This is a genomic window from Paenibacillus sp. LHD-117 (assembly GCF_030929555.1).
Lineage (GTDB): Bacteria > Bacillota > Bacilli > Paenibacillales > Paenibacillaceae > Pristimantibacillus.
This window is the reverse complement of record NZ_JAVFVT010000025.1, coordinates 18,712-39,232: the sequence shown is the minus strand read 5'-3', so window position 1 is coordinate 39,232 and position 20,521 is coordinate 18,712. Positions and strand designations below refer to the sequence as shown.

Below are 20,521 nucleotides of genomic sequence, written 5' to 3'. Positions count from 1 at the left end.
ACAAAAACAAAACATGCGCGGGATAGTGACAGCGTTCTGTTACTATCCTGCCATTGTATCTGTTGCTTGGTTAAGGAGGCATAACGATGAGCGAATATATTTTGGAGATGAACCACATTTCCAAGGAATTTACGGGAGTCAAAGCGCTCACCGATGTCAGCTTCAAGGTGGGAAAAGGCGAGATTCACTGCCTGATCGGCGAGAACGGAGCCGGCAAATCCACGTTGATGAAGGTGCTGAGCGGCGTGTACCCGCACGGTACGTATTCGGGTGATATCGTATACGAAGGAAACGTTCAGCAATTCGGCAAGATTAGCGATAGCGTAGCTGCTGGCATCGCCATTATTTATCAGGAGCTTGCTTTGTTTCCCGACCTGACGGTGTACGAGAACATCTTCGCGGGCAACGAAGTAAAGCGCGGCGGCTTGATCGATTGGAATCAGACGATCGTGCAGGCCAAACAAATGCTGCAGAAGGTCAAGCTGAACGTAAATCCGGAGACGCTGATCAAGGATCTCGGAGTAGGCAAGCAGCAACTGGTCGAAATCGCCAAAGCGCTAAGCAAGCACGTCAAGCTGCTTATCCTTGACGAGCCAACGGCGGCGCTCAACGAAGACGATAGCGAGAACCTGCTGGAACTTCTTCGCGAGTTAAAGAAACAAGGCATTACCTGCATCATGATTTCCCACAAGCTTAAGGAAGTCATTTCCATTGCAGACAAAGCGACGGTGCTCCGCGACGGCCGTGCCATCTGCACGCTCGACGCCTCCAAAGGCGAAATTTCCGAAAACGTCATTATCCGCAACATGGTAGGCCGCGAAATCGAAGACATCTATCCAAAGAGAACGAATCAATCGTTCGGCGATAAACTGTTGGAGCTTAGCCGCTGGACGGCTTACGACTACGAATTAGGCCGGCATGTGATCAAAGACGTGGATTTTCACGTGAGAAAAGGCGAAATCGTCGGCATAGCCGGCTTAATGGGTTCGGGGCGCACGGAGCTCGCGCAAAGCATCTTCGGCAATCCCAAGTCCTATAAACTGAAGGGCGACTTATTCGTGGACGGCATGCCCGTCTCGTTCGCGCATACCAGCGACGCGATCAAGGCGGGCATCGCCTACGTAACCGAAGACCGGAAAGGCGACGGCCTGTTCCTGTCCCAGGACATCAAGAGCAACGTCACCGCGGCGAACCTGCGGGGTATCGCAACGGGCGGCATCATTAACGACAACGAAGAAGTAAAGGTCGCGAACGAATACAAGAGCTCGCTGTACGTCAAAGCGCCGTCCGTCGAGCAGACTGTAGGCAACCTGAGCGGCGGCAACCAGCAGAAGGTATCGCTCGGCAAGTGGCTGTTCGTCGGACCGAAGCTGCTTATCCTGGATGAGCCGACTCGCGGCATCGACGTGGGCGCCAAGTTCGAAATTTATACGATTATGAACAAGCTGATCAGCGAAGGGATGAGTATTATCATGATCTCTTCCGAGCTTCCCGAAGTGCTTGGCATGAGCGACCGCGTCTACGTCATGGCGGAAGGCGCAATCAAGGGCGAGCTGCGGATCGAAGAAGCGACCCAAGAAAAAATTATGCAGCTTGCTACGCAATAGGAGGAACTCCGATGAACCTTTTTCAAGAAGCGAAGTCGCTAGTCAAAGTCAATATTCGCGATTACGGCATGTATATTGCCTTATTCGTTATTATGCTTACGTTTACCATCATGACGGACGGATTATTCATGTCCTCCCGCAATATCAGCAACCTGCTTGACCAAACGGGATACATTGCCGTGCTCGCCGTCGGCATGACGCTGGTCATCGTCATTCGCCAGATCGACTTGTCCGTCGGTTTCGCGGCCGGCTTCCTGGGCGCGATTGCCGCGATTCTTCTGACGCAAATGGGCGTTCCCGTCTATCTGACGATTCCGATCATTTTGGTGCTGGGCGTAGTCGCGGGGTTGTTCAACGGCGTTCTCGTCGCGAAGATCGGCATTCCGTCGTTTGTCGCCTCCTTGGCGGGCATGCTCATTTTCCGGGGCGCGCTGCTACAGGTAACCGAAAAAACGGGCACGATCAACATCGATGACGATGCGTTTAATGCGCTCGGCAATGGCTTCATTCCTTCGTTTGTCGAAGTAGGCGGCCTGCATGTGCTGTCCCTGATCCTGGGTCTGCTCTGCATCGTGTTCTATATTTACAGCGAAATCGCGCAGCGCCGCAACAAGATCAAGTATCAATTCGAAGTAATGTCCAAGGGCATGTTTACGATCAAGCTGGTGTTCATCTCGGCCATCATCGCTTATATTACGTGGATTTTGGCTGGCTACAAGGGCTTCTCGTGGACGGTTATCATTATGCTGGCCGTCGTGGCCATCTATCACTTCCTGACGACAAAGACGGTGCTCGGCAGACATATCTACGCCGTGGGCAGTAACCCCGAAGCGGCACATTTGACGGGCATTAACGTCAAGAAGATCACGTATATCGTGTTCGGTTCCATGGGCATGCTGTCGGCGCTGTCCGGCATTCTGTATACTGCGCGTCTGCAATCCGCCACGACGACGGCGGGCACGCTGTTCGAGCTTGACGCGATCGCGGCGGCTTATGTCGGCGGCGTATCGTCCGCCGGCGGCGTGGGCAAAGTAACGGGCGCCATCATCGGCGCGATCGTGATGGCGTCGTTGTCCAGCGGCATGAACTTGCTAGGCGTAGGCGTCTCGTATCAGTACATGATCCGTGGCGGCGTACTCGCCGCGGCCGTTATCTTCGACGTGATGACCCGCAAGAAAAGAGGATAAACCTTTTACACGAAGGACCCGGGGCGCATGGAGCGCACCGGGTCCTTTTTTGCATTTCGAACTAGTAGATCGATCCTGAATATACTCCGACGATCTTACGGAAATCATCGCTCTTATTCTGGATGAATGAGCCCTTATGAAAATGTAACGGCGCTGTTCTGCTGGCGTTCGCGGGGCTGCGCGGGGAGCGGTAGCAGCCCGGCACCGAGCAATTTAGCGGCTTGGAACGAGGACATGCCCGGATTCGCGACTAAGGACCGCAAGCGTGAGCTAAGACACTGTAAACGACTTAGAAGCGCCCAAAGTACGATAAGCGCGAACTGAGACGCTGAGAACGTCTTAGAAGCGCCCAAAGTACGATAAGCGCGAGCTAAGACGCTGAGAACGTCTTAGAAGCGCCTAAAGTACGATAAGCGCGAGCTAAGACGCTGAGAACGTCTTAGAAGCGCCTAAAGTACGATAAGCGCGAGCTAAGACGCTGAGAACGTCTTAGAAGTGCCTAAAGTACCGCAAGCGTGAGCTAAGACGCTGAGAACGACTTAGAAGTGTTAAAAGTGCGTTTAGCACGAGCTAAGACGCTACCAGTCAAAGTCGAACAAATTAGGCCGAATAGAGTCAGTTGCTTCCGTTAGCTTTCAAGTACAACCGTAATGGTGACGTTTTTCAGTTTCGTCCTAATATCGCCCTGCCTAGCGAGAAATTCAAGTGATGTTCCACTGCTACCCGTTACGAGCGGCTGTAGACCGTCTCGCGACCAGCTCAGGCTCGAGATAGATCGTCTGGAGCTCATCCGGCTCGCCGATCAGCTTGTGAAGCGCTTCGGCGATGACGACGGCGATCGACGAGACGGAGACGCCGACGGCCGTCGTCGGCACGTTAAGATCTTCCATCTGCGGCAGGTTGTCGTAGCTGACGACGGACAAGTCCTCCGGCACGCGGAGCCCCCGCTCGTGCGCGGCTCTGTAAATGCCGCGGGTCAAGTCGATGCCCCCGCTGATGACCGCCGTGGGCGGAGATGCCCAGGCGAACATCTTTTGCGCCGCGATGTAACCATCGTGGGTTTCGAGCCCTTCCATCCGGAGAATGGAGTCGTCCGAGACGTCCAAACCGAGCTCCCTCGCCTCATTCAAAAAAGCTTCGATCTTGACCGTTTGCATGAGATCGCCGCCGTTTGGCTCCCCGACATAGGCGATCAGCTTGTGGCCAAGCTCCGCCAGATGGCGAACGGCAAGCCGGATGGCATGGCCCCTGTTCACGTCGACGGTGGAGAACGGATGATACCCGGCGGGGCCGTATACGAGCATCGGCGTCTTCATGCGGCCGATCTCGCTAAGCTCCGCCCGGCTTCCGCTTTGGTCGCCGAACAGCAGGACGGCATCCATCCGGAACCGGTTGAACGACTCGATGGCCGCTTCCGTCCGGCTGACGGAGAGGAGCGTCGTGTAGCCTCTGCGCTCGAGCTCCTCGTTCAGCTTCGTAATCAGGGAGGACAAGGCGCCTCGCTCGACCGTAGGCCAGATCATGCCGACGGCTCCGGACCTCTTCGAAACCAGGCTGCGGGCCGCGATATTCGGCTGGTATCCCATCTCTCTCGCGATTCCCCAGACTCTCTCCTTTGTCGCCGCTTTGATGCTCGGGTTGTCGAGCAGCGCCTTGGAGACCGTCGAGAAGCTGACTCCCGCGCGTTTGGCAATGTCCTTGATCGTTACCATATTTTTGCTCCTAACGGGAATAATGTATGAGGTTGTTCAAAAAGTCCAATTTTGATCACGAAGTATCTCATGAAGCCTACTCGACATCGAATCTTGAATTCTGCCGGAACTTCCGGTGCTCACGTAGCCTCCAGCTCCGCTCCTCATTTCCTAGCTTCTTTCAACTTTCTCGGTGCTGAAAACCGGACTTTTTGAACACGTACTGTATGGGTCATTGTACAAGATTTTTTTGAGGTAGACAGTATTAGCTTAATCTATTATGATTAAAATTACAACGTTGTAAATTAAACGCGGAGGGTGGTTGCTCGCATGTTTAACTTAAATAGTACCGTGTCCGTCGTCATCGGCGGCAACGGCGTACTGGGAAGCGCGATGTCGGAGGCGCTTACGGAGGCAGGCTCCAAAGTGGCAATCGTCGGTCGGGATATGGAGAAGGCGGAACGGGTATGCGAGAGCATCCGTTCGAACGGGGGAGAAGCGATCGCGCTGAAAGCGGATGCATCCCGCAAGGAAGAGCTGGAGGACGTGCTTGCGCGCGTCGTCGAGTGGGGAGGCGGCGTCGATACGCTCATCAACGCGTCGGGCACGAACAGCGCGACGCCGTTCTTCGAGCTGGAGATGGACGAGTGGGACCGCATCATGGACGTGAATCTGAAGAGCGTCGTGCTTGCGTGCCAAGTATTCGGCAAACGGATGATCGAGCAGGGCAGAGGCGGCTCCATCATCAATATATCGTCGGTTTCCTCGGGCCCGCCGCTGTCCAGGGTGTTCACGTATTCCGTTTCGAAGACGGGCGTCAACGCCGTTACCCAGTTCCTAGCACGCGAGTTCGCGAAGGACGGCGTACGGGTGAATGCGATCATTCCGGGCTTTTTCCCGGCGGAGCAGAACCGCAAAATCCTGTCGCCGGAACGCGTAGAATCCATCATGCGCCATACGCCGATGGATCGATTCGGCACGCCGGAGGAGCTTAAGGGAGCGGTCGTATATTTGGCTTCGTCCAAGGCTTCCTCGTTCGTTACGGGGTCGTTCCTTCGGGTGGACGGCGGATTCGGAGCGATGACGATATGAGCGAACTGCTGACGCGTCTCGTTGAACAAACACCGATTCCGAGCATGTACCGGATCCGCCAGCGTTTCGACGGTACGGTGCTGGATGATCCGATCGCGGAGCTCAAGAACGGTCTGAAAGCCAGTCCGCAGCTGCAAGCGCTCGCGCCGGGGGCGAAGGTGGCGTTAGCCGTCGGCAGCCGAGGCATCTCGCGCATCGACGAGCTGACCAAGGCGGTCGTGGACGAGCTGAAGCTCCAGGGCTGCGAGCCGTTTATCGTGCCTTGCATGGGCAGCCACGGCGGCGCCACGGACGAAGGGCAGGCGGCAGTGCTCGCCCATCTTGGCATCGACGAGAAGACGATGGGCTGTCCCGTCCGTTCTTCGATGGAAGTGGTCGAGCTCGACAAGCTGCCGAACGGCCTGCCTGTCTACTGCGACAAGATATCGGCGGAGGAAGCCGATGCCATCGTCGTCATCAACCGCATCAAGCCGCATACCGCATTCCGCGGACCAATCGAGAGCGGACTGTTCAAAATGATCGCGATCGGCCTAGGCAAGCAAAAGGGCGCGGAAGCTTGCCATCAGCTCGGGTTCAAATACATGGCGGAGAATGTTCCTGCGATGGCGCGCATCATGATCGACAAACTGCCGATCGCCTTCGGCGTCGCGGTCGTGGAGAACGCGTACGACCAGATTTGCCGCGTTGAAGTGCTTGGCACGGATACAATGGAAGAGCGGGAACGCGAATTGCTCGTCGAGGCGAAGTCGCGGCTTCCGAAGTTTCTGTTCGACAGCTTCGATGTGCTCGTCGTCGATTACATCGGCAAAAACATCAGCGGCGACGGCATGGATCCGAACATTACGGGCCGATATCCGACGCCATACGCTTCCGGCGGCCCTGAAGTGAACAAGATCGTCGTGCTGGATCTCACGAAGGAATCCAAGGGCAACGCGAACGGCGTCGGCACGGCCGACTTTACGACGAGTCGACTCGTCGGCAAAACGGATTGGCCGGGCACGTACGCGAACGGCTTGACGTCGACGGTATGCGCCCCGACCAAACAAGCGACGACGCTCGCGAACGACAAGGACGCGATCAAAGCCGGCATTAAGACTAGCAATATTTTGGACTACGCGACGGTACGGCTCGCCCGCATCCGGGATACGCTGCATCTCGGGGAGATCGAAATTTCGGAGACGCTGCTCGAGGAAGCGAAGAAGCATCCGGATATCGAGGTGCTTGAAGGACCGTTCCAGTGGCAATTCGACGAGGAAGGATTTTTGGCCAAATGAAGGTTGCATCCAAGCTGATCATCAGCATCGATATCGGAACGACGAGTACCAAGACGCTGGCGGTCGACCAGAACGGCCGGATTCTCGGCACCCATTCCATCGGATATCCGCTCCATACGCCGCAGCCCGGCCACGCGGAGCAGGATCCGGAGCAAATGACGGAAGCCGTCGTCGAATGCGTCTCGCAACTGATGAAGAAAGGCGGCTGGAGCGCGGAAGACATCCTCTGCGCAAGCTTCAGCTCCGCCAACCATAGCGTAATCCTGATGGACGAAGGCGGCGGCGCGCTGACGCCGGTCATTACGTGGGCGGATTTGCGTAGCGCCTCGCAGGCCGGGATGCTGAACGAGGACGGAACGGGGCTTGGCGCGTACTTGCGCTCGGGGACGCCGATCCATCCGATGTCGCCGCTCGTCAAGCTCATTTGGATGAGAGAAAACCGTCCGGAACTGATGGCGGCGGCAAGCCATGTGATCGGGATCAAGGAATACGTGTTTTACAAGCTGTTCGGCCGATTCGTGACGGATTACTCCATGGCGAGCGCGACGGGGCTGTTTAACGTGGAAACGCTGGACTGGGATCCGCAAAATCTGGCGATCGCCGGCATACGCCGCGAGCAGCTGCCGGAGCTGATGCCTTCGACGGGCCGCATCCAGGGCTTGAAGCCGGCATACGCCGACCGGATGGGGCTCTCAGCGGATACGACGTTCGTGCTCGGCGGACAAGACGGCGTCCTGGCCAACCTGGGCATCGGAGCGATTGAGCCCGGCGTCGCGGCCGTGACGATCGGGACGAGCAGCGCCGTGCGGACCGCCGTGAAAGGGACGCTGCTGGAGCCGGAAGGCCGCCTGTTCTGCTATGCGCTTGCAGACGATCATTGGATCATCGGCGGCGCCTCCAACAACGGTGCGATCGTCGCCCAGTGGACGGCGGAGCGGCTGTTCCCGGGGAAAGCGATGGAAGACGTGATTCCGCTCGCGGCAGAAGTGCCGGCGGGCTCGAACGGCCTGTTCTTCTTGCCCTTGCTGGCGGGCGAACGCGCGCCTTTCTGGGACGGCAAGGCGAAGGGCGTCATGTTCGGCCTGACGTTGGCGCATTCGGAGAAACATATGCTCCGCGCGGCGATGGAGGGCATCATGTACCAGATCGCCGCGATCGTGTCGCTCATGAAGCAATGCGGCAACGAAATCAAGGAGATCCGCGCATCGGGCGGGTTTGCCCGCTCGGCGATCTGGTGCCAGATGCTGGCCGACATTCTGGGCGTGCCGGTAACGATTCCGGAATCCGTCGAGAGTTCCGGCCTCGGCGCGGCCCAGCTCGGACTTTACGCGATGGAAGACGGCAAGGGGCCGCTGCTGCGCTGGAACGCCGGGAACGGCGTCTCCTACGAGCCGGACATGGTAACGCATGGCGTGTACCGCGAGCTGCTACCGTTTTATTTGAATCTATATCAGGCTTTGAAGCCGTCCATGCACGAGATGGATCGTTTGCCTATATAGCGGAGCAGAACAACGAAGGAGGGGCGTTATGGCTCAGGAAAAGGTAGAGAGACTTCAAGAGATACTGCGCGAAATGGGCTCCGTTGTCGTCGCCTTCTCGGGAGGCGTGGACAGCACGTACCTCCTTTATGCGGCGCTGGAAACGTTAGGCAAGGATAAAGTGCTGGCGGTGACCGCCGATTCGGAAACCTATCCAACGGAGGAGCTGGAAGCGGCAAAGACCCTTGCACATGAGCTTGGCACGCGTCATGTCGTCATCGAGACTTCGGAGCTCGACATCCCGGGATATAAGGAGAACAACGGCAACCGGTGTTATTTTTGCAAACAAAGCTTGTTCCAGCACCTGGAGCCATTCGTCCAGAATGGGACGTACCGTCACATCGTCTACGGCTTGATCGCCGACGATATGAACGAGCATCGCCCTGGCGTTCAGGCGGCAAAGGAGAAAGGCGTCCGGGGACCGCTGCAGGAAGCCGGCCTAATGAAGGAAGAAATCCGCGAGCTATCCATGCGCGCGGAGCTGTCGACATGGGACAAACCTTCTTTCGCTTGTTTGTCCTCCCGTATCGCTTACGGTGAAGAAATTACGATCGAGAAGCTGAATCGCGTCGGTGCGGCGGAACGTTTCATCAGGTCGCTCGGCATTCGGCAGGTCCGCGTAAGGACGCATGGCGAGCTCGCCCGGATCGAAGTGGAGCCGGGAGCGATGGCTGATCTTGTCGGTCATTCGGCGGTTATCTCCTCCGAGCTTAAACGGCTTGGTTTCCTGTACGTCTCGATGGACATGGGCGGCTACAAAAGCGGCAGCATGAACAAAGCACTCAAGCTGGGAGGCGTCGTATGATGTCCGGTTACGAGGAAATGGAATTTTGCAAGCTGGACGTCGACCGGGAGGAGCGGACCGGCTTTCCCGAGGTCATTTTTGGACTTGGCAAAACGCGGGAGCAGGCGGAGGCGATCTTCGGCCGCATCGCTCAGCTTCATGGCCGGGCGCTGGTGACGAGGGCATCGACGGAGATGGCCGAACGGATCGTCGCGAAGTTCCCGAACGCCGCGTACGATCCAGTCTCGAAGCTCGTCCGGCTGGACGGGGAGCCTAGAAAGCTGCCGGGAACCGTTGCGGTGCTGACCGGCGGAACATCGGACATTCCGGTAGCCGAAGAAGCGGCCGGAACCGCGGAGTGGATGGGCTGCCGCGTCGACCGAATTTATGACGTCGGCGTAGCCGGACTGCATCGCCTGCTCGCGCAGAAGGACCGGATCCGTGAAGCGTCGGTCGTCATCGCGGTAGCCGGCATGGAAGGCGCGCTAGCCAGTGTAGTAGGCGGACTTGTGCGGCGGCCTGTTATTGCCGTTCCGACCTCGGTCGGTTACGGCGCCAATTTGCAAGGCATCACGACCATGCTTGCGATGCTGACGTCGTGCGCGTCCGGCGTGACGGTTGTCAACATCGACAACGGCTTCGGCGCGGCGTATCAGGCAGCCGTCATTTTGCAGCTGGTAGCGGAGGCTAGAGGGCAATGAGAACATTATATCTGGACTGCATATCGGGTATTGCGGGCGATATGACATTATCCGCTTTGGTCGACTTGGGCGCCGACCCGACCTATATCGAGTCGCATTTGCGCAAGCTGCCGATCGACGATTTCACCATGGCGTTCATCCCGGTTAATCGTAAAGGCATTACGGCCAAATGGCTGGACCTTAAGTTTGCGGAGCATGCGCACAGCCATAACCATGAACATGATCACGGCCATTCGCACACGCACAGCCATAGCCATGATCACGATCACGGCCATTCGCATACGCACAGCCATAGCCATGATCACGATCACGACCATGCGCCTTCACATGGCCATGCGCACGCGCACAGCCACGATCACGGCCACCACCATGACCATGAGCATCGCAAAGCGACGGACATCATGGCGATGATCCGAAGTTCGAGCATGCCCGAACGGGTGAAGGCGCGAAGCATCGCGATTTTCGAAGTCATTGCCGCGGCCGAAGGGAAAATCCATGGCATGGATCCCGCCGAGGTTCACTTCCACGAAGTTGGCGCGATGGATTCGATTTTGGACATCATCGGGGTTTGCCTGGCGCTCGAGAGCCTTGATATCGGGGAAATCATCGTGTCGCCCGTTCCCGTTGGACACGGAAGAATAAGAATCGCGCATGGCGTGTATCCGATTCCGGCTCCCGCGACAGCGGAGATTCTGACCGGCGTGCCGTTGTCCGCGTTTACCGCGCAGGGTGAGCTTACGACGCCGACGGGCGCGGGCATCGCGAAGGCGCTGGCTGCTTCGTTCGGTTCGACGCCGGGAGGTGTCATCGAACGGATCGGCTACGGCGCGGGCACCAAAGATTTTGATCATCCGAACGTCATTCGCGCCGTCTTGTACCGCGAGTCCCAGTCGGCCAGCGACGAGACGATCGCCGTTCTTGAGACGCAGGTCGACGACATGACGGGCGAGCGGCTCGGCTATACGATGGATCGCTTATTCGCGGCCGGAGCGCTGGATGTTTATTACACGCCCGTGTTCATGAAGAAGAACCGTCCGGGCGTGCTGCTGACCGTGCTTTGCCAGCCGAAGGACAAAGTCCGCTGCGAGGATATTTTGCTGCGGGAAACGTCGACGTTCGGGGTGAGGAGCTATTCGGCGGACAGACGAATACTGAGTCGGAGCTGGATCGACGTGAACACCCGTTACGGGAACGTTCGGGTGAAGCAGGCTTTTGAGGGAGAGAAGCTTGTGAAGTCGGCGCCGGAATACGAGGATGCGGCCGAAGCCGCGCGTCAATTCGGCGTTGCGCTGGAAGAAGTTTACCAAGAGGTGTACCGTTTGCTGTCTTCTGACCGCACGCGGCAATAGGGGAGGAAAGAGCCGATGAACGAAGAAGTACAGCAACTGAGGGAGAGAACGGTTAAGCTCGCGAACACGCTGCCCGTTACCGATATGCATACGCACTTGTACGCGCCGGAATTCGGATCGCTGCTGTTATGGGGCGTGGACGAGCTGCTCGTGTACCATTACCTGGTTTCGGAGTCGTTCCGCCGGACGGATCAGCCGTACGACGAATTCTGGTCGCTCTCGAAGAAAGAGCAGGCCGACTTGATTTGGCAAAGACTGTTCGTCGACCATTCGCCAGTCAGCGAGGCGGCCAGCGGGTTCATTACGATGCTGAACCGCCTTGGCGTCGACGTTTCCTCCAGAAACCTCGACGAATACAGGGAAGCATTCGCCAAACGCAGCGTTAGCGAGCAGGTCAATGCCGTCATGGAGATTGCCCGCGTAGACCGAATCGTCATGACTAATGATCCGTTCGATCCTTTGGAACGTCCCGTATGGCTCGCCGGCGAAGGGAAAAAGGATCCTCGATTCTACGCCGCGCTGCGCGTCGACTCCTTGCTGAACAACTGGCCGTTCGCGGCCCTCGAGTTGAATAAGCAAGGCTACGACGTCGAAGAAACGTGGACGGAAGCGACCAAGGCGGAAGTGCGCCGATTCCTCAAGGAATGGATCGTACGCATGGATGCCCTGTATCTCGCCGTATCGATGCCGGGCGACTTCGCTTATCCGGCGGAGCATCACCGCAGCGCGATGATCGACGAAGTGATGATTCCGGTCTGCCAGGAGCAAGGCATTCCGTTCGCGCTGATGATCGGCGTGCGCCGCGCGTCCAATCCGTCGCTCCGGCTCGCGGGCGACATGAGCATGAAGTCGGACGTTTCGGCCCTGGAAGCCCTTTGCCGGAAGTATCCGGAGCAGAAGTTTATCGTAACGATGCTCGCGAGAGAGAATCAGCATGAGCTTGCCGTCCTGGCGCGCAAATTCCGAAATCTGATGATTTTCGGATGCTGGTGGTTCCTCAATACCGATTCGATCGTGGAAGAGATGACGCGTTTCCGCATCGAATTGCTCGGTACGTCGATGATCCCGATTCATTCCGATTGCCGCGTATTCGAGCAGCTGATTTACAAGTGGGAGTATTCCCGCAAAATTCTCGGCGAAGCGCTCGCGGACAAATACGTCAAGCTGCTCGAAAGCGGCTGGCGAGTGACGGACGACGAAATCAAACGCGACCTGGAAGATATGTACCACCGCAACTTCTGGCGTTTCCTCGGTCGCGAAGCATAGCGGAACTGACACGGCCATGCCCGATTCCGATCGGACATGGCCTTTTATTCGTTCTGACCGAACGCCAGCCGCTAGTGGACTATCAATCGGGGCAGATATCAAGCGCGCCGCGATCGATCGACAATAGGTTGCTTCATAGAGAGGGAATCGGTAATATATAGGACACAAGGTGAAACGGGTGTCGCCGTCCTTTGGCGGCGCGACGCGTTTCATTCCGAGAATTTAAGCCCGGATGATCGAATGCTCTTATAAGCTACTGACGAGGTGAAAAACATGACCGCGAATTTTGATCAATTGATTGACCGCAGGAATACAAGATCCTACAAGTGGGACCAGTCCGAGCAGCTGTTCGGCAGCAATGACATTTTGCCTCTTTGGGTAGCGGATATGGACTTTCCAAGTCCTCCCGCCGTGCAAGAGGTGCTGAAGAAGCGGGCGGAGATCGGCGCGTACGGCTATGCGATCCGGACAAACGAGTACACCGATTCTATCGTAAATTGGTTTAAGCGCCGCCACGGCTGGGAGATTCAACCGACTTGGATCGGCGACGTGCCTAGCGTTGTGACATCGCTCAGCCTATCCGTGGAGCTTTTCAGCGAGCCGGGTTCGCAGGTCGTGCTGCAATCGCCCGTATATTATCCTTTCTACGACGTCATCCAAAGCAACGACCGCCAGGTCGCCAAAAACCCGCTTATCCAGCGGAACGGCCGTTACGAAATGGATTACGACCACTTGGAATCGTTATTCCAAGGCGGGGCAAAGCTGCTGCTGCTATGCAGCCCGCATAATCCGGGCGGCCGCGTTTGGGAACGAGAAGAGCTGCAACGCCTCGGCGAGCTATGCATTCGCTACGGCGTAACCGTCGTTTCCGACGAAATCCATTGCGACCTGACCTTCCCGGGGCATGTCCACACGCCCTTCGCGTCGCTGTCGCCCGAAATCGCGGACATTACGATCACGACGCTGTCCGTAACCAAGACGTTTAATTTGCCCGGACTTCATACTTCGTTCATCGTCATTTCCAACCCGGTCCTGAAAGCCCGCATGGACAAGCGGATCCACACGCTCAGCCTGCATATGGCGAGCCACTTCGCCCAAGACGCGGTCGTGGCCGCTTATAACGAAAGCGAGGAGTGGCTACGGGACATGTTCGCTTACGTCGAGGGCAATCTCGCGTACGCGCTTGATTATTTGGGTGAGCATTTGCCGCAAGCGCAACCGATGAAACCGGACGGCACGTACCTGCTTTGGGTGGATTGCCGGGCGTTCGGACTCGACAAGAACGGGATCAAAGATTTGATGTTCAAACAAGCGAAAGTCGCCTTCAGCGAAGGCTCCGTCTTCGGATCGGAAGGCGAAGGCTGGCTGCGGATCAATCTCGCTTGTCCGAGATTCGTGCTGGAGAAGGCGCTGAACCAATTCTGCACGGCCGCTAACGCGATCAAATCCGTCTAAAGGCTGGAGGCATGTTCGAATGGATCATGATATGGGCGGAATGAAAACACCTGAAGGGCTGGAGATGCTGGAGCGGGTACGCGGCATATGCGCAAGATTTCCCGAGACGGTCGAGCTGATCGACGGGCATGGCCATACCACGTTCAAGGTGAAGGACAAGTCGTTTATCATCATGAGCGACTACGGCATGACGTTTAAGTCGGATCTGGAGAACCAGGAGCTATTGCTGCAGCACGAGCACTTCCATAAGCCTGCCTATATTGGACATAGAGGCTGGGTAGGCATTCGCGAGCCGAGGGACTGGGAGGAGATGGGCATCCTGCTCGAAGAAGCTTATTTGATGGCCGCGCCCAAACGCCTGGCAAAGCAATGGATGGAAGCAAGGAAGTAGCGGCTCCTACCGCGACAAAAATAAGAGTCTGGCAATGTCCCGTGTACGACGGGACTGCCGGACTCTTCTTTTTTTAGCCGTATGCATTCGGTGCTGTAGGTCCGTATCGCGTACCTACAACGGTCCCGAGGCGCGCTTTCGCACCGGGAGCGGACTAAGGCAGAAAACCTTCCTGGCTGATCAAGACAGCTCCCGCCGGGAAAACGCTCGCCAACCGGTCGTATACGTTGCGGTAGGCCGCGGGCTCGTACCATTCCTGCAGACCAAGCTCCTCATAAAGCTTACCGATGCCCAGCCGTTTGGTACGTTTGCCACCGCTGCCGTCGCCCATAAAATAATCGTCGACGCATACCCTCTCCGTCACGGAACGGAGCGTCTCCGCGAAGCCGTCGCTGCATGGCAGCAGAGGTGCAACGGCGACTTGCGTCGGCACGCCGGCTTCCGCGAGCTGCCGAAGCGCATTCAACCTTCCGGCGATCGGCGGCGCGGAAGGGGAGAACGCCTTCCTTATGTCCTCGCGATCGGTCTCGACCGTCATGCTGACGCGCACCCCACGGCCGAGCCGCTGCAACAGGTCGATATCCCTCGTCACGAGCGGGCTCCGCGTCTGCAGCAAAAGGAAGTCTGGCGGAAGGTCGACCATCGCCTCCAGCAAGGAACGCGTAACGCGTTCCTTATATTCGATAGGCTGGTAGGGATCGGTGCTGGACGACATAAAAATCGTAACCGGCCCTTTCGCCTGCGCTCTCGCCATTTCTTTCCGAAACAATTCTGCGGCGCCTTGTTTCACGTCGACCCACGAACCCCATACCTCGCCGCGGAACAGCGAGACCGGCATGCCGCGCACGTAACAATAGGAACAGGCGAATGCGCAGCCGCTATAAGGATTCAGCGAGTGGCTATATCCTTCCAGAAACCCCGTCCCTTTGTTCAGGAGCGTCTTGGGTTGCTTATAAGCGACCAGCGTATTCATGCCGCGTCTCCCGGAATGCAGCGTCTTGCTCCAAACGAAGCAGTTTTTGTTTCATGGCGAGCCCCCCGCGGTAGCCGGTCAACGTACCGTTTTTGCCAACGACGCGATGGCACGGCACCGCGATTAACACGGGATTCGCCCCGATGGCCGAGCCGACCGCGCGAACGGCGGCAGGACTGCCGATCGCCGAGGCGATCTCGGAATAGCTGCGCGTTTCTCCGTACGGAATGTCGAGGAGAGCCGCCCATACCCGCAGCTGGAACGGCGTGCCGCGCAAGTCGAATCGGCTATCGAAGCCGGTGCGCGCTCCCGTCCAATAGTCGGCAAGCTCCGTCCCGTATGCATGCAGCTTCCCGTCGTCGCGGACCAAGTCCGCGATGTCGTACCGGTTTGCCAGACGACTCGTCATTTCCTCGTACGATCCGTCTAGCGAGCCTACGAAGCTAAGTCCTTGCTCCGTCGCGGCGATATATGCGAAAGATTCTCCGAATCGAGCGAGCGACCAATAGAGGGTGTCGCGCGTTAGGTTCGTTTTCATTCCGAATAGCCTCCCTTGCCGTTTAATAATCGGTATTGCGCGGGCGTATGCCCGGTTTCCTTCTTGAACAGGGTAATAAAATAAGGCGCGTTCGGTATGCCTACCCGGCTGCCGACCTCGGTGACGGAATGCTCGCTTCCATGCAGGAGCTCCTGAGCCCGTCGAATCCTTACCTTCTGAATATAGGTGACGGGCGTAACCCCCGTCACGCGCTTGAACGTCCGGTGCAGATGATACGGGCTTCCGTGGCCGACGTCGGCCAGCTTCTCCAGCGACAAGGGGTCCATGTAACGGTTGTGAATATAGTCCGTCACCGTTGCTACCCACTCTTCGTCGGGAAGCCGCTCTCCTGTCGGCTTGCATCGTTTGCATGACCTGTAGCCATCTTTCCTGGCTTCCTCCGCCGTCCGGAAGACGGATGCGTTCTCCCGATTGGGAGGTTTGGATTTGCAGGAAGGCCTGCAAAAAATGCCGGTCGTCCGCACCGCGTAGAAGAATGTGCCGTCATAGGAGGCGTCGTTGCCGATAATGGCTTGCCATTCCGGTTCCGTCGCCGCGTCGCCCATTTTTCTTTCTTCTTTGTCGTCCCGTCTCATAAAACGATCACCTCTGCATCCAGTATAACCGCGGAAAAGGTTCGTCGTACGGTTTTTGCATTGGAAAAGCAAGATTTCGAAATCGAAGCCGTAAGTGAGTGGTGTGCATTGCGCGCAAAAAAAGGCCAACCCGATGCTGCCGGTTGACCTGCTTATGCATAAATCCCCCGCCGTTACAGCAGGGATTCCACGCCGTCGATATAGATCGCCGTGCCGGAGATATGGCTCGATTCCTCCGAAGCCAGGAACAACACGAGATCCGCGACCTGCTCCGGCTCGCCGGGACCGTGCTCCAGCGGCTGATTGCCTTTCGGGTATTCCACGGGAATCGTGATTTCCTTCACTTCCGGGGTCGTGTTCGTGTTCTCGCCGATGTTCGTCCTGATCGCGCCGGGACAGATCGCGTTCACCCGAATGCCGAACTGCGCGAGCTCGAGCGCCGCCATCTTGGCGAACGCGACCTGCCCCGCCTTGGAGGAGCTGTACGCGGACATGCCGAAGCCCGTAAATTTGCGGCTTCCGTTGATGGAGCTCGTAATCACGATGCTTCCGCCGTTTTTCTTCATATGCGGGAGGGCGTACTTCGTCGCGAGGAAGGTGCCCTTCAAGTTAATGCCGAGCGTCCGGTCCCAATCCTCCGGGTCCAAATGCTCGATCGGCGCCAACGTGCCGTTCACCCCGGCGTTTGCGAACAGGATGTCGATTCTTCCGTACTTCTCGGCGGCTTGTTTCATCGCATGCTCGACGCGCGCAGGGTCCGACACGTCAGTGTCGGCGAAGAACGCTTCGCCGCCCGTCCTGCTAATCTCCTCTTCGACCTCCTTGCTTCTCGCATCAATGAGGTCTACCAATACTAGCTTCGCTCCTTGCTCCGCAAGCCTTAGCGCCGCAGCCCGGCCGATGCCGGAGCCCGCCCCCGTCACGACGGCGACTTTGCCGCGTACTCTTCCTTCCGCCAAACCTTCTTTGTTGCTCATTCGATTGCACTCCTTTCCAAATGACATCTCTATTCTTCCATAAACCGCTGCGGCTAATTCCGAACAAAAAAGTCCATTCGTCTGCGGACGCAGCAATGGACTTTTTTGCAATGTTATTCATTTTAGCTGATCCACCTTCGATTTCATGGAAGCAATAACGACCTTCTTGTAACGTACGGCCAGAATGAGCACCTGCAACTGCTCTTTGCGGGAAAGCTGCTCGAATCGGGACTCTTGCTTCAAAAAGGCGAGGAAGATGGACAGCGCTGTTGGAGTCAGACGGTGGAGCTTCAACCCGGGAAACCGGCGTCCCGCCGAGTTGCTGCGGAACCGGAATAGCCACGATTTGATTTGCGTTTTCGCTTTGTTTTCATCGACCAGGCACGGCGCTACGACATTTTTAGTATGCTTGCGAAGAAAATCGTACCGGTCGTTGCCGACCAGAAGCGTATAGCTCCCGTCTTTGCGGTTTTTTCGCACGACAAGCAAATTCATGCAGTCCCACATTTTTTTGCGCAGCTTGCGGATTCGCGCGGTCATGCCGGATGAGAAATTAGGTTTGATTTTGCTAAGGGGTATATACTGAACGGTAAATCGCATAGACAGACACCCTCCCTTGCAGGGAGTATATGCCGGTGCCAGGTTGTATTAGACAGTCATTCGTCATTTTTTAATGGCCGGAAGCTTCGTTATCGTTCGTGATGCGCAGCACCTCGAACAGCTTGAACAGCAAGCTGAGCAGGATCGCGACGATCGTCGCGAGCGCCATGCCGCTGAAGGAGACGTCGCCGAACGTCAGCTTCACACCGCTCAAGCCGATGACCAGCACGACGGTCGTCAGGAAGAGATTGGTCGGACGTCCGTAATCGACCTTGGCTTCGACGAGCATGCGAAGGCCGGAAGCCGCGATGACGCCGAACAGGAGCAGCGACACGCCGCCCATGACGGGAACCGGAATGCCCGACACGAGCGAGGAGAACTTGCCCGAGAACGACAGCAGAATCGCGATCACCGCCGCTCCGCCGATGACGAACGTGGAGTACACCCTCGTAATGGCAAGCACGCCGATGTTTTCGCCGTACGTCGTATTCGGCGTCGAGCCGACGAAGCCGGACAGGATCGTCGAGATGCCGTTGCCGAGCATGGAACGGTGCAAGCCCGGATCCTTGGACAGGTCCTTGTCCACGATATTGCCGGTGACGATCAGATGCCCGATATGCTCCGCGATGACGACGAGCGCGGCGGGCGCGATGGCGATAATCGCGGTCCAGTGGAACTCTGGGAACGTGAACGTCGGAGACTGCAGCCATTCGGCCTCGCCTAGGCCGCTAAAGTCCGTCATGCCCATGTAGTAGGCCAATACATATCCGAAAATAATGCCGAACAGGATCGGGATGATCCGCATGAAGCCGCGGAACAGAACGGAGCCGAGCACGGTGACGGCCATCGTCGAGACGGAGAGGATGACAACGTCGGTGTCCATCTTCCAGGCCGGGTCGCTCGTATCCGGGATAAATCCGGCCATCTTGGCCGCGACCGGAATCAGCTCCAGACCGATAATCGCGACAATCGCTCCCATTGCTGCGGGAGGGAAGACGACATTCAGCCAGCCCGTACCGGTGTACTTGATAATGAGCGCGACGATCGTGAAGATCAGGCCGACGGCGATAAAGCCGCCAAGCGCCGCCGCGTAGCTGCCGCCGGACGCTTCGTTCGCGATGACGGCGCCCGCCGGGCCGAGGAACGCGAAGCTGGAGCCGAGATAGGCGGGGATCTTGCCTTTCGTGACCAAAATGTAGAATAAAGTGCCGATGCCGTTCATCAAAAGACAGATGGCGGGATCTACCTGCAGGAAATTCGGGACGAGAACCGTCGAACCGAACATGGCGAACAGATGCTGCAGGCTTAACATCAGGCTTTGGCCCGCAGGCGGTCTCTCGTGGACGCCAATGCTTTTACTCATGATGCAGAATCTCCTTCGCGTCGAAATAGGCCGGAGGTTGTCCGGCCGCTATGGATGATTCTACATATTTCGACATATCAACGCAAGCGTTTTCCTTCAGTTTGCCGGCGCGGAATGCCGGTATTGGTTCGGGGACATGCCCGTCCATCTGCGGAACTGTCGGGAGAAATGGTTGACAGTGCCGAAGCCGAGCTGCTCGGCGATGGCGTATACCGTCAGATTGGTGCTCGCGAGCAGCTCCTTGGCTTTGCTCTGCTTGACGCGGCTTACATATTGGCGGGGCGAGAGACCGTAGATACCCGAAAAAATTTTGGATGCTTGGCTGCGGCTCAAATGAAGCTCTCTCGCGATGGTTTCGATCCTCGGGTTGTCCGATAAGTCGAACATCAGCTTGTCCGCGATGGCATGGGCAACATCTTGCTCGTAAGCGGTCGCGGGACGCGTTCCGTCGCCCCCGGATGATTCCGAAGCCGCCGTCATTCGCAAAATATCCTGAATGAGCAGCAATATATACGCCTGCACGGCTAATTGTTCGTGAAGCTCGAGCGCGATATACCTGGAGAAAGACGTCTCCATGGCGGCGTCCCCGGCGAGGTCGCGATGCAGGAATTGCTCCAGCTTCCTGATCGACTCCGGCAAGCCGCTTTCGCGTGCAGCGGAAGAGGGAATGCGCCGATAGGCGGATTGCCCCAGACGGCCCCTGACGTTCAAATCGTCGAGGTCGAAATGGACGTTAAAAAACACGTAATGACCGTGCCCAACATTCGTGATCGCATGGGCAACGCCGGGTTTGAGCAGAAGCCAATCGCCGGCCTCCAACCGTATGGCCGAGCCATTGATATCCAAATCGGCAATGCCTTCCATGCAGCAGATAAGCTCGTAGAGATGATGGTGATGCATCCCGAACGTCCATCTCTCGGGTTGGATGCCGAAGTGGCAGCCGACGATGCGCAGCGTGCTGGCCATATTTTGAAATTGGAATAAATGATTCATGCGTTTTCCCCCGCGTTCGGCATTTGATCGCATTATAACACGGATGGATATTCCGGATAGCGGTTTTCGGCACAAAAGGTTAAAGATATGCGCATTTTGTGCATTGTTAGCCTGTTGGGGCATTCGATACGATGGTATCAAACATT

General features: G+C 57.1%; 19 protein-coding genes. 11 read left to right on the top strand and 8 right to left on the bottom strand.

The window, feature by feature from the left end; translation table 11 throughout:
* Positions 1-86: 86 nt before the first annotated feature.
* Positions 87-1,607 (top strand): ATP-binding cassette domain-containing protein, encoded by a 1,521-nt coding sequence (locus RB620_RS19170; protein ID WP_308097079.1) that lies wholly within the window; start codon positions 87-89, stop codon positions 1,605-1,607.
* Between the two features lie 11 nt (positions 1,608-1,618).
* Positions 1,619-2,794, top strand: coding sequence for a sugar ABC transporter permease (locus RB620_RS19165; RefSeq protein WP_308097078.1), 1,176 nt, complete (start codon positions 1,619-1,621; stop codon positions 2,792-2,794).
* 719 nt (positions 2,795-3,513) lie between these two features.
* Here the strand turns inward: RB620_RS19165 and RB620_RS19160 are convergent.
* Positions 3,514-4,506, bottom strand: a complete 993-nt coding sequence (locus RB620_RS19160) for a LacI family DNA-binding transcriptional regulator (protein WP_308097076.1) — start codon at positions 4,504-4,506, stop codon at positions 3,514-3,516.
* A 309-nt stretch (positions 4,507-4,815) separates the two neighbouring features.
* Between RB620_RS19160 and RB620_RS19155 the strand changes: the two genes are divergently transcribed.
* The 9 genes from RB620_RS19155 (at position 4,816) to RB620_RS19115 (ending at position 14,335) form a co-directional block, all read left to right on the top strand.
* On the top strand, positions 4,816-5,577 hold the full coding sequence (locus RB620_RS19155) for an SDR family oxidoreductase (RefSeq protein WP_308097074.1): 762 nt from the start codon (positions 4,816-4,818) through the stop codon (positions 5,575-5,577).
* The gene (locus RB620_RS19150; RefSeq protein ID WP_308097072.1) at positions 5,574-6,851 is read left to right on the top strand and encodes a nickel pincer cofactor-dependent isomerase, group 22; all 1,278 of its coding nucleotides are present in this window, start codon (positions 5,574-5,576) and stop codon (positions 6,849-6,851) included. The genes RB620_RS19155 and RB620_RS19150 overlap by 4 nt, the downstream gene beginning before the upstream one ends.
* On the top strand, positions 6,848-8,350 hold the full coding sequence (locus tag RB620_RS19145; protein ID WP_308097070.1) for a gluconokinase: 1,503 nt from the start codon (positions 6,848-6,850) through the stop codon (positions 8,348-8,350). The genes RB620_RS19150 and RB620_RS19145 overlap by 4 nt, the downstream gene beginning before the upstream one ends.
* A 28-nt stretch (positions 8,351-8,378) precedes the next feature.
* Positions 8,379-9,194 (top strand): ATP-dependent sacrificial sulfur transferase LarE, encoded by an 816-nt coding sequence (gene larE, locus RB620_RS19140; RefSeq protein WP_308097068.1) that lies wholly within the window; start codon positions 8,379-8,381, stop codon positions 9,192-9,194.
* Positions 9,191-9,874 (top strand): nickel pincer cofactor biosynthesis protein LarB, encoded by a 684-nt coding sequence (gene larB / locus RB620_RS19135; RefSeq protein WP_308097065.1) that lies wholly within the window; start codon positions 9,191-9,193, stop codon positions 9,872-9,874. The genes larE and larB overlap by 4 nt, the downstream gene beginning before the upstream one ends.
* Positions 9,871-11,223 carry a nickel pincer cofactor biosynthesis protein LarC gene (gene larC, locus RB620_RS19130; protein ID WP_308097063.1) on the top strand — a complete coding sequence of 451 codons (1,353 nt, stop codon included), beginning with the start codon at positions 9,871-9,873 and terminating at the stop codon, positions 11,221-11,223. Before larB ends, larC begins: the two co-directional genes overlap by 4 nt.
* Positions 11,224-11,238: 15 nt before the next feature.
* On the top strand, positions 11,239-12,489 hold the full coding sequence (locus RB620_RS19125; protein WP_308097061.1) for a glucuronate isomerase: 1,251 nt from the start codon (positions 11,239-11,241) through the stop codon (positions 12,487-12,489).
* Between the two features lie 273 nt (positions 12,490-12,762).
* Positions 12,763-13,944, top strand: a complete 1,182-nt coding sequence (locus RB620_RS19120; RefSeq protein WP_308097060.1) for a MalY/PatB family protein — start codon at positions 12,763-12,765, stop codon at positions 13,942-13,944.
* Between the two features lie 19 nt (positions 13,945-13,963).
* Positions 13,964-14,335: an MmcQ/YjbR family DNA-binding protein gene (locus tag RB620_RS19115; RefSeq protein WP_308097058.1), complete on the top strand. Its 372-nt coding sequence runs from the start codon at positions 13,964-13,966 to the stop codon at positions 14,333-14,335.
* A 154-nt stretch (positions 14,336-14,489) separates the two neighbouring features.
* Here RB620_RS19115 and RB620_RS19110 read toward each other — a convergent pair whose 3' ends face one another.
* The 7 genes from RB620_RS19110 to RB620_RS19080 all read right to left on the bottom strand — a co-directional run bounded on the left by RB620_RS19110 (position 14,490) and on the right by RB620_RS19080 (position 20,375).
* A complete protein-coding gene (locus RB620_RS19110) occupies positions 14,490-15,308 on the bottom strand; it encodes an SPL family radical SAM protein (RefSeq protein ID WP_308097056.1) in 819 nt (272 codons plus the stop codon).
* Positions 15,286-15,846, bottom strand: a complete 561-nt coding sequence (locus RB620_RS19105) for a methylated-DNA--[protein]-cysteine S-methyltransferase (protein WP_308097054.1) — start codon at positions 15,844-15,846, stop codon at positions 15,286-15,288. The genes RB620_RS19110 and RB620_RS19105 overlap by 23 nt, the downstream gene beginning before the upstream one ends.
* The gene (locus RB620_RS19100) at positions 15,843-16,442 is read right to left on the bottom strand and encodes a bifunctional transcriptional activator/DNA repair enzyme AdaA (RefSeq protein WP_308097052.1); all 600 of its coding nucleotides are present in this window, start codon (positions 16,440-16,442) and stop codon (positions 15,843-15,845) included. The genes RB620_RS19105 and RB620_RS19100 overlap by 4 nt, the downstream gene beginning before the upstream one ends.
* Positions 16,443-16,615: 173 nt before the next feature.
* A complete protein-coding gene (locus RB620_RS19095) occupies positions 16,616-17,419 on the bottom strand; it encodes an SDR family oxidoreductase (RefSeq protein WP_308097049.1) in 804 nt (267 codons plus the stop codon).
* A 117-nt stretch (positions 17,420-17,536) separates the two neighbouring features.
* The gene (locus RB620_RS19090) at positions 17,537-18,019 is read right to left on the bottom strand and encodes a hypothetical protein (protein WP_308097047.1); all 483 of its coding nucleotides are present in this window, start codon (positions 18,017-18,019) and stop codon (positions 17,537-17,539) included.
* Between the two features lie 70 nt (positions 18,020-18,089).
* Positions 18,090-19,382 (bottom strand): uracil permease, encoded by a 1,293-nt coding sequence (uraA, locus tag RB620_RS19085; protein ID WP_308097045.1) that lies wholly within the window; start codon positions 19,380-19,382, stop codon positions 18,090-18,092.
* A 96-nt stretch (positions 19,383-19,478) separates the two neighbouring features.
* Positions 19,479-20,375 (bottom strand): AraC family transcriptional regulator, encoded by an 897-nt coding sequence (locus RB620_RS19080; RefSeq protein ID WP_308097043.1) that lies wholly within the window; start codon positions 20,373-20,375, stop codon positions 19,479-19,481.
* Positions 20,376-20,521 lie beyond the last annotated feature (146 nt).

Excerpts from the sequence above, each read along its gene's own strand:
- RB620_RS19090 (WP_308097047.1), bottom strand. The coding sequence starts at position 18,019 with ATGCGATTTACCGTTCAGTATATACCCCTTAGCAAAATCAAACCTAAT.
- RB620_RS19080 (WP_308097043.1), bottom strand. The coding sequence starts at position 20,375 with ATGAATCATTTATTCCAATTTCAAAATATGGCCAGCACGCTGCGCATC.
- larC (WP_308097063.1), top strand. The coding sequence starts at position 9,871 with ATGAGAACATTATATCTGGACTGCATATCGGGTATTGCGGGCGATATG.
- RB620_RS19110 (WP_308097056.1), bottom strand. The coding sequence starts at position 15,308 with ATGAATACGCTGGTCGCTTATAAGCAACCCAAGACGCTCCTGAACAAA.
- RB620_RS19145 (WP_308097070.1), top strand. The coding sequence starts at position 6,848 with ATGAAGGTTGCATCCAAGCTGATCATCAGCATCGATATCGGAACGACG.
- RB620_RS19150 (WP_308097072.1), top strand. The coding sequence starts at position 5,574 with ATGAGCGAACTGCTGACGCGTCTCGTTGAACAAACACCGATTCCGAGC.
- RB620_RS19105 (WP_308097054.1), bottom strand. The coding sequence starts at position 15,846 with ATGAAAACGAACCTAACGCGCGACACCCTCTATTGGTCGCTCGCTCGA.
- RB620_RS19115 (WP_308097058.1), top strand. The coding sequence starts at position 13,964 with ATGGATCATGATATGGGCGGAATGAAAACACCTGAAGGGCTGGAGATG.
- RB620_RS19100 (WP_308097052.1), bottom strand. The coding sequence starts at position 16,442 with ATGAGACGGGACGACAAAGAAGAAAGAAAAATGGGCGACGCGGCGACG.
- RB620_RS19120 (WP_308097060.1), top strand. The coding sequence starts at position 12,763 with ATGACCGCGAATTTTGATCAATTGATTGACCGCAGGAATACAAGATCC.
- uraA (WP_308097045.1), bottom strand. The coding sequence starts at position 19,382 with ATGAGTAAAAGCATTGGCGTCCACGAGAGACCGCCTGCGGGCCAAAGC.
- RB620_RS19165 (WP_308097078.1), top strand. The coding sequence starts at position 1,619 with ATGAACCTTTTTCAAGAAGCGAAGTCGCTAGTCAAAGTCAATATTCGC.
- RB620_RS19170 (WP_308097079.1), top strand. The coding sequence starts at position 87 with ATGAGCGAATATATTTTGGAGATGAACCACATTTCCAAGGAATTTACG.
- RB620_RS19155 (WP_308097074.1), top strand. The coding sequence starts at position 4,816 with ATGTTTAACTTAAATAGTACCGTGTCCGTCGTCATCGGCGGCAACGGC.
- RB620_RS19160 (WP_308097076.1), bottom strand. The coding sequence starts at position 4,506 with ATGGTAACGATCAAGGACATTGCCAAACGCGCGGGAGTCAGCTTCTCG.
- larB (WP_308097065.1), top strand. The coding sequence starts at position 9,191 with ATGATGTCCGGTTACGAGGAAATGGAATTTTGCAAGCTGGACGTCGAC.
- RB620_RS19125 (WP_308097061.1), top strand. The coding sequence starts at position 11,239 with ATGAACGAAGAAGTACAGCAACTGAGGGAGAGAACGGTTAAGCTCGCG.
- RB620_RS19095 (WP_308097049.1), bottom strand. The coding sequence starts at position 17,419 with ATGAGCAACAAAGAAGGTTTGGCGGAAGGAAGAGTACGCGGCAAAGTC.
- larE (WP_308097068.1), top strand. The coding sequence starts at position 8,379 with ATGGCTCAGGAAAAGGTAGAGAGACTTCAAGAGATACTGCGCGAAATG.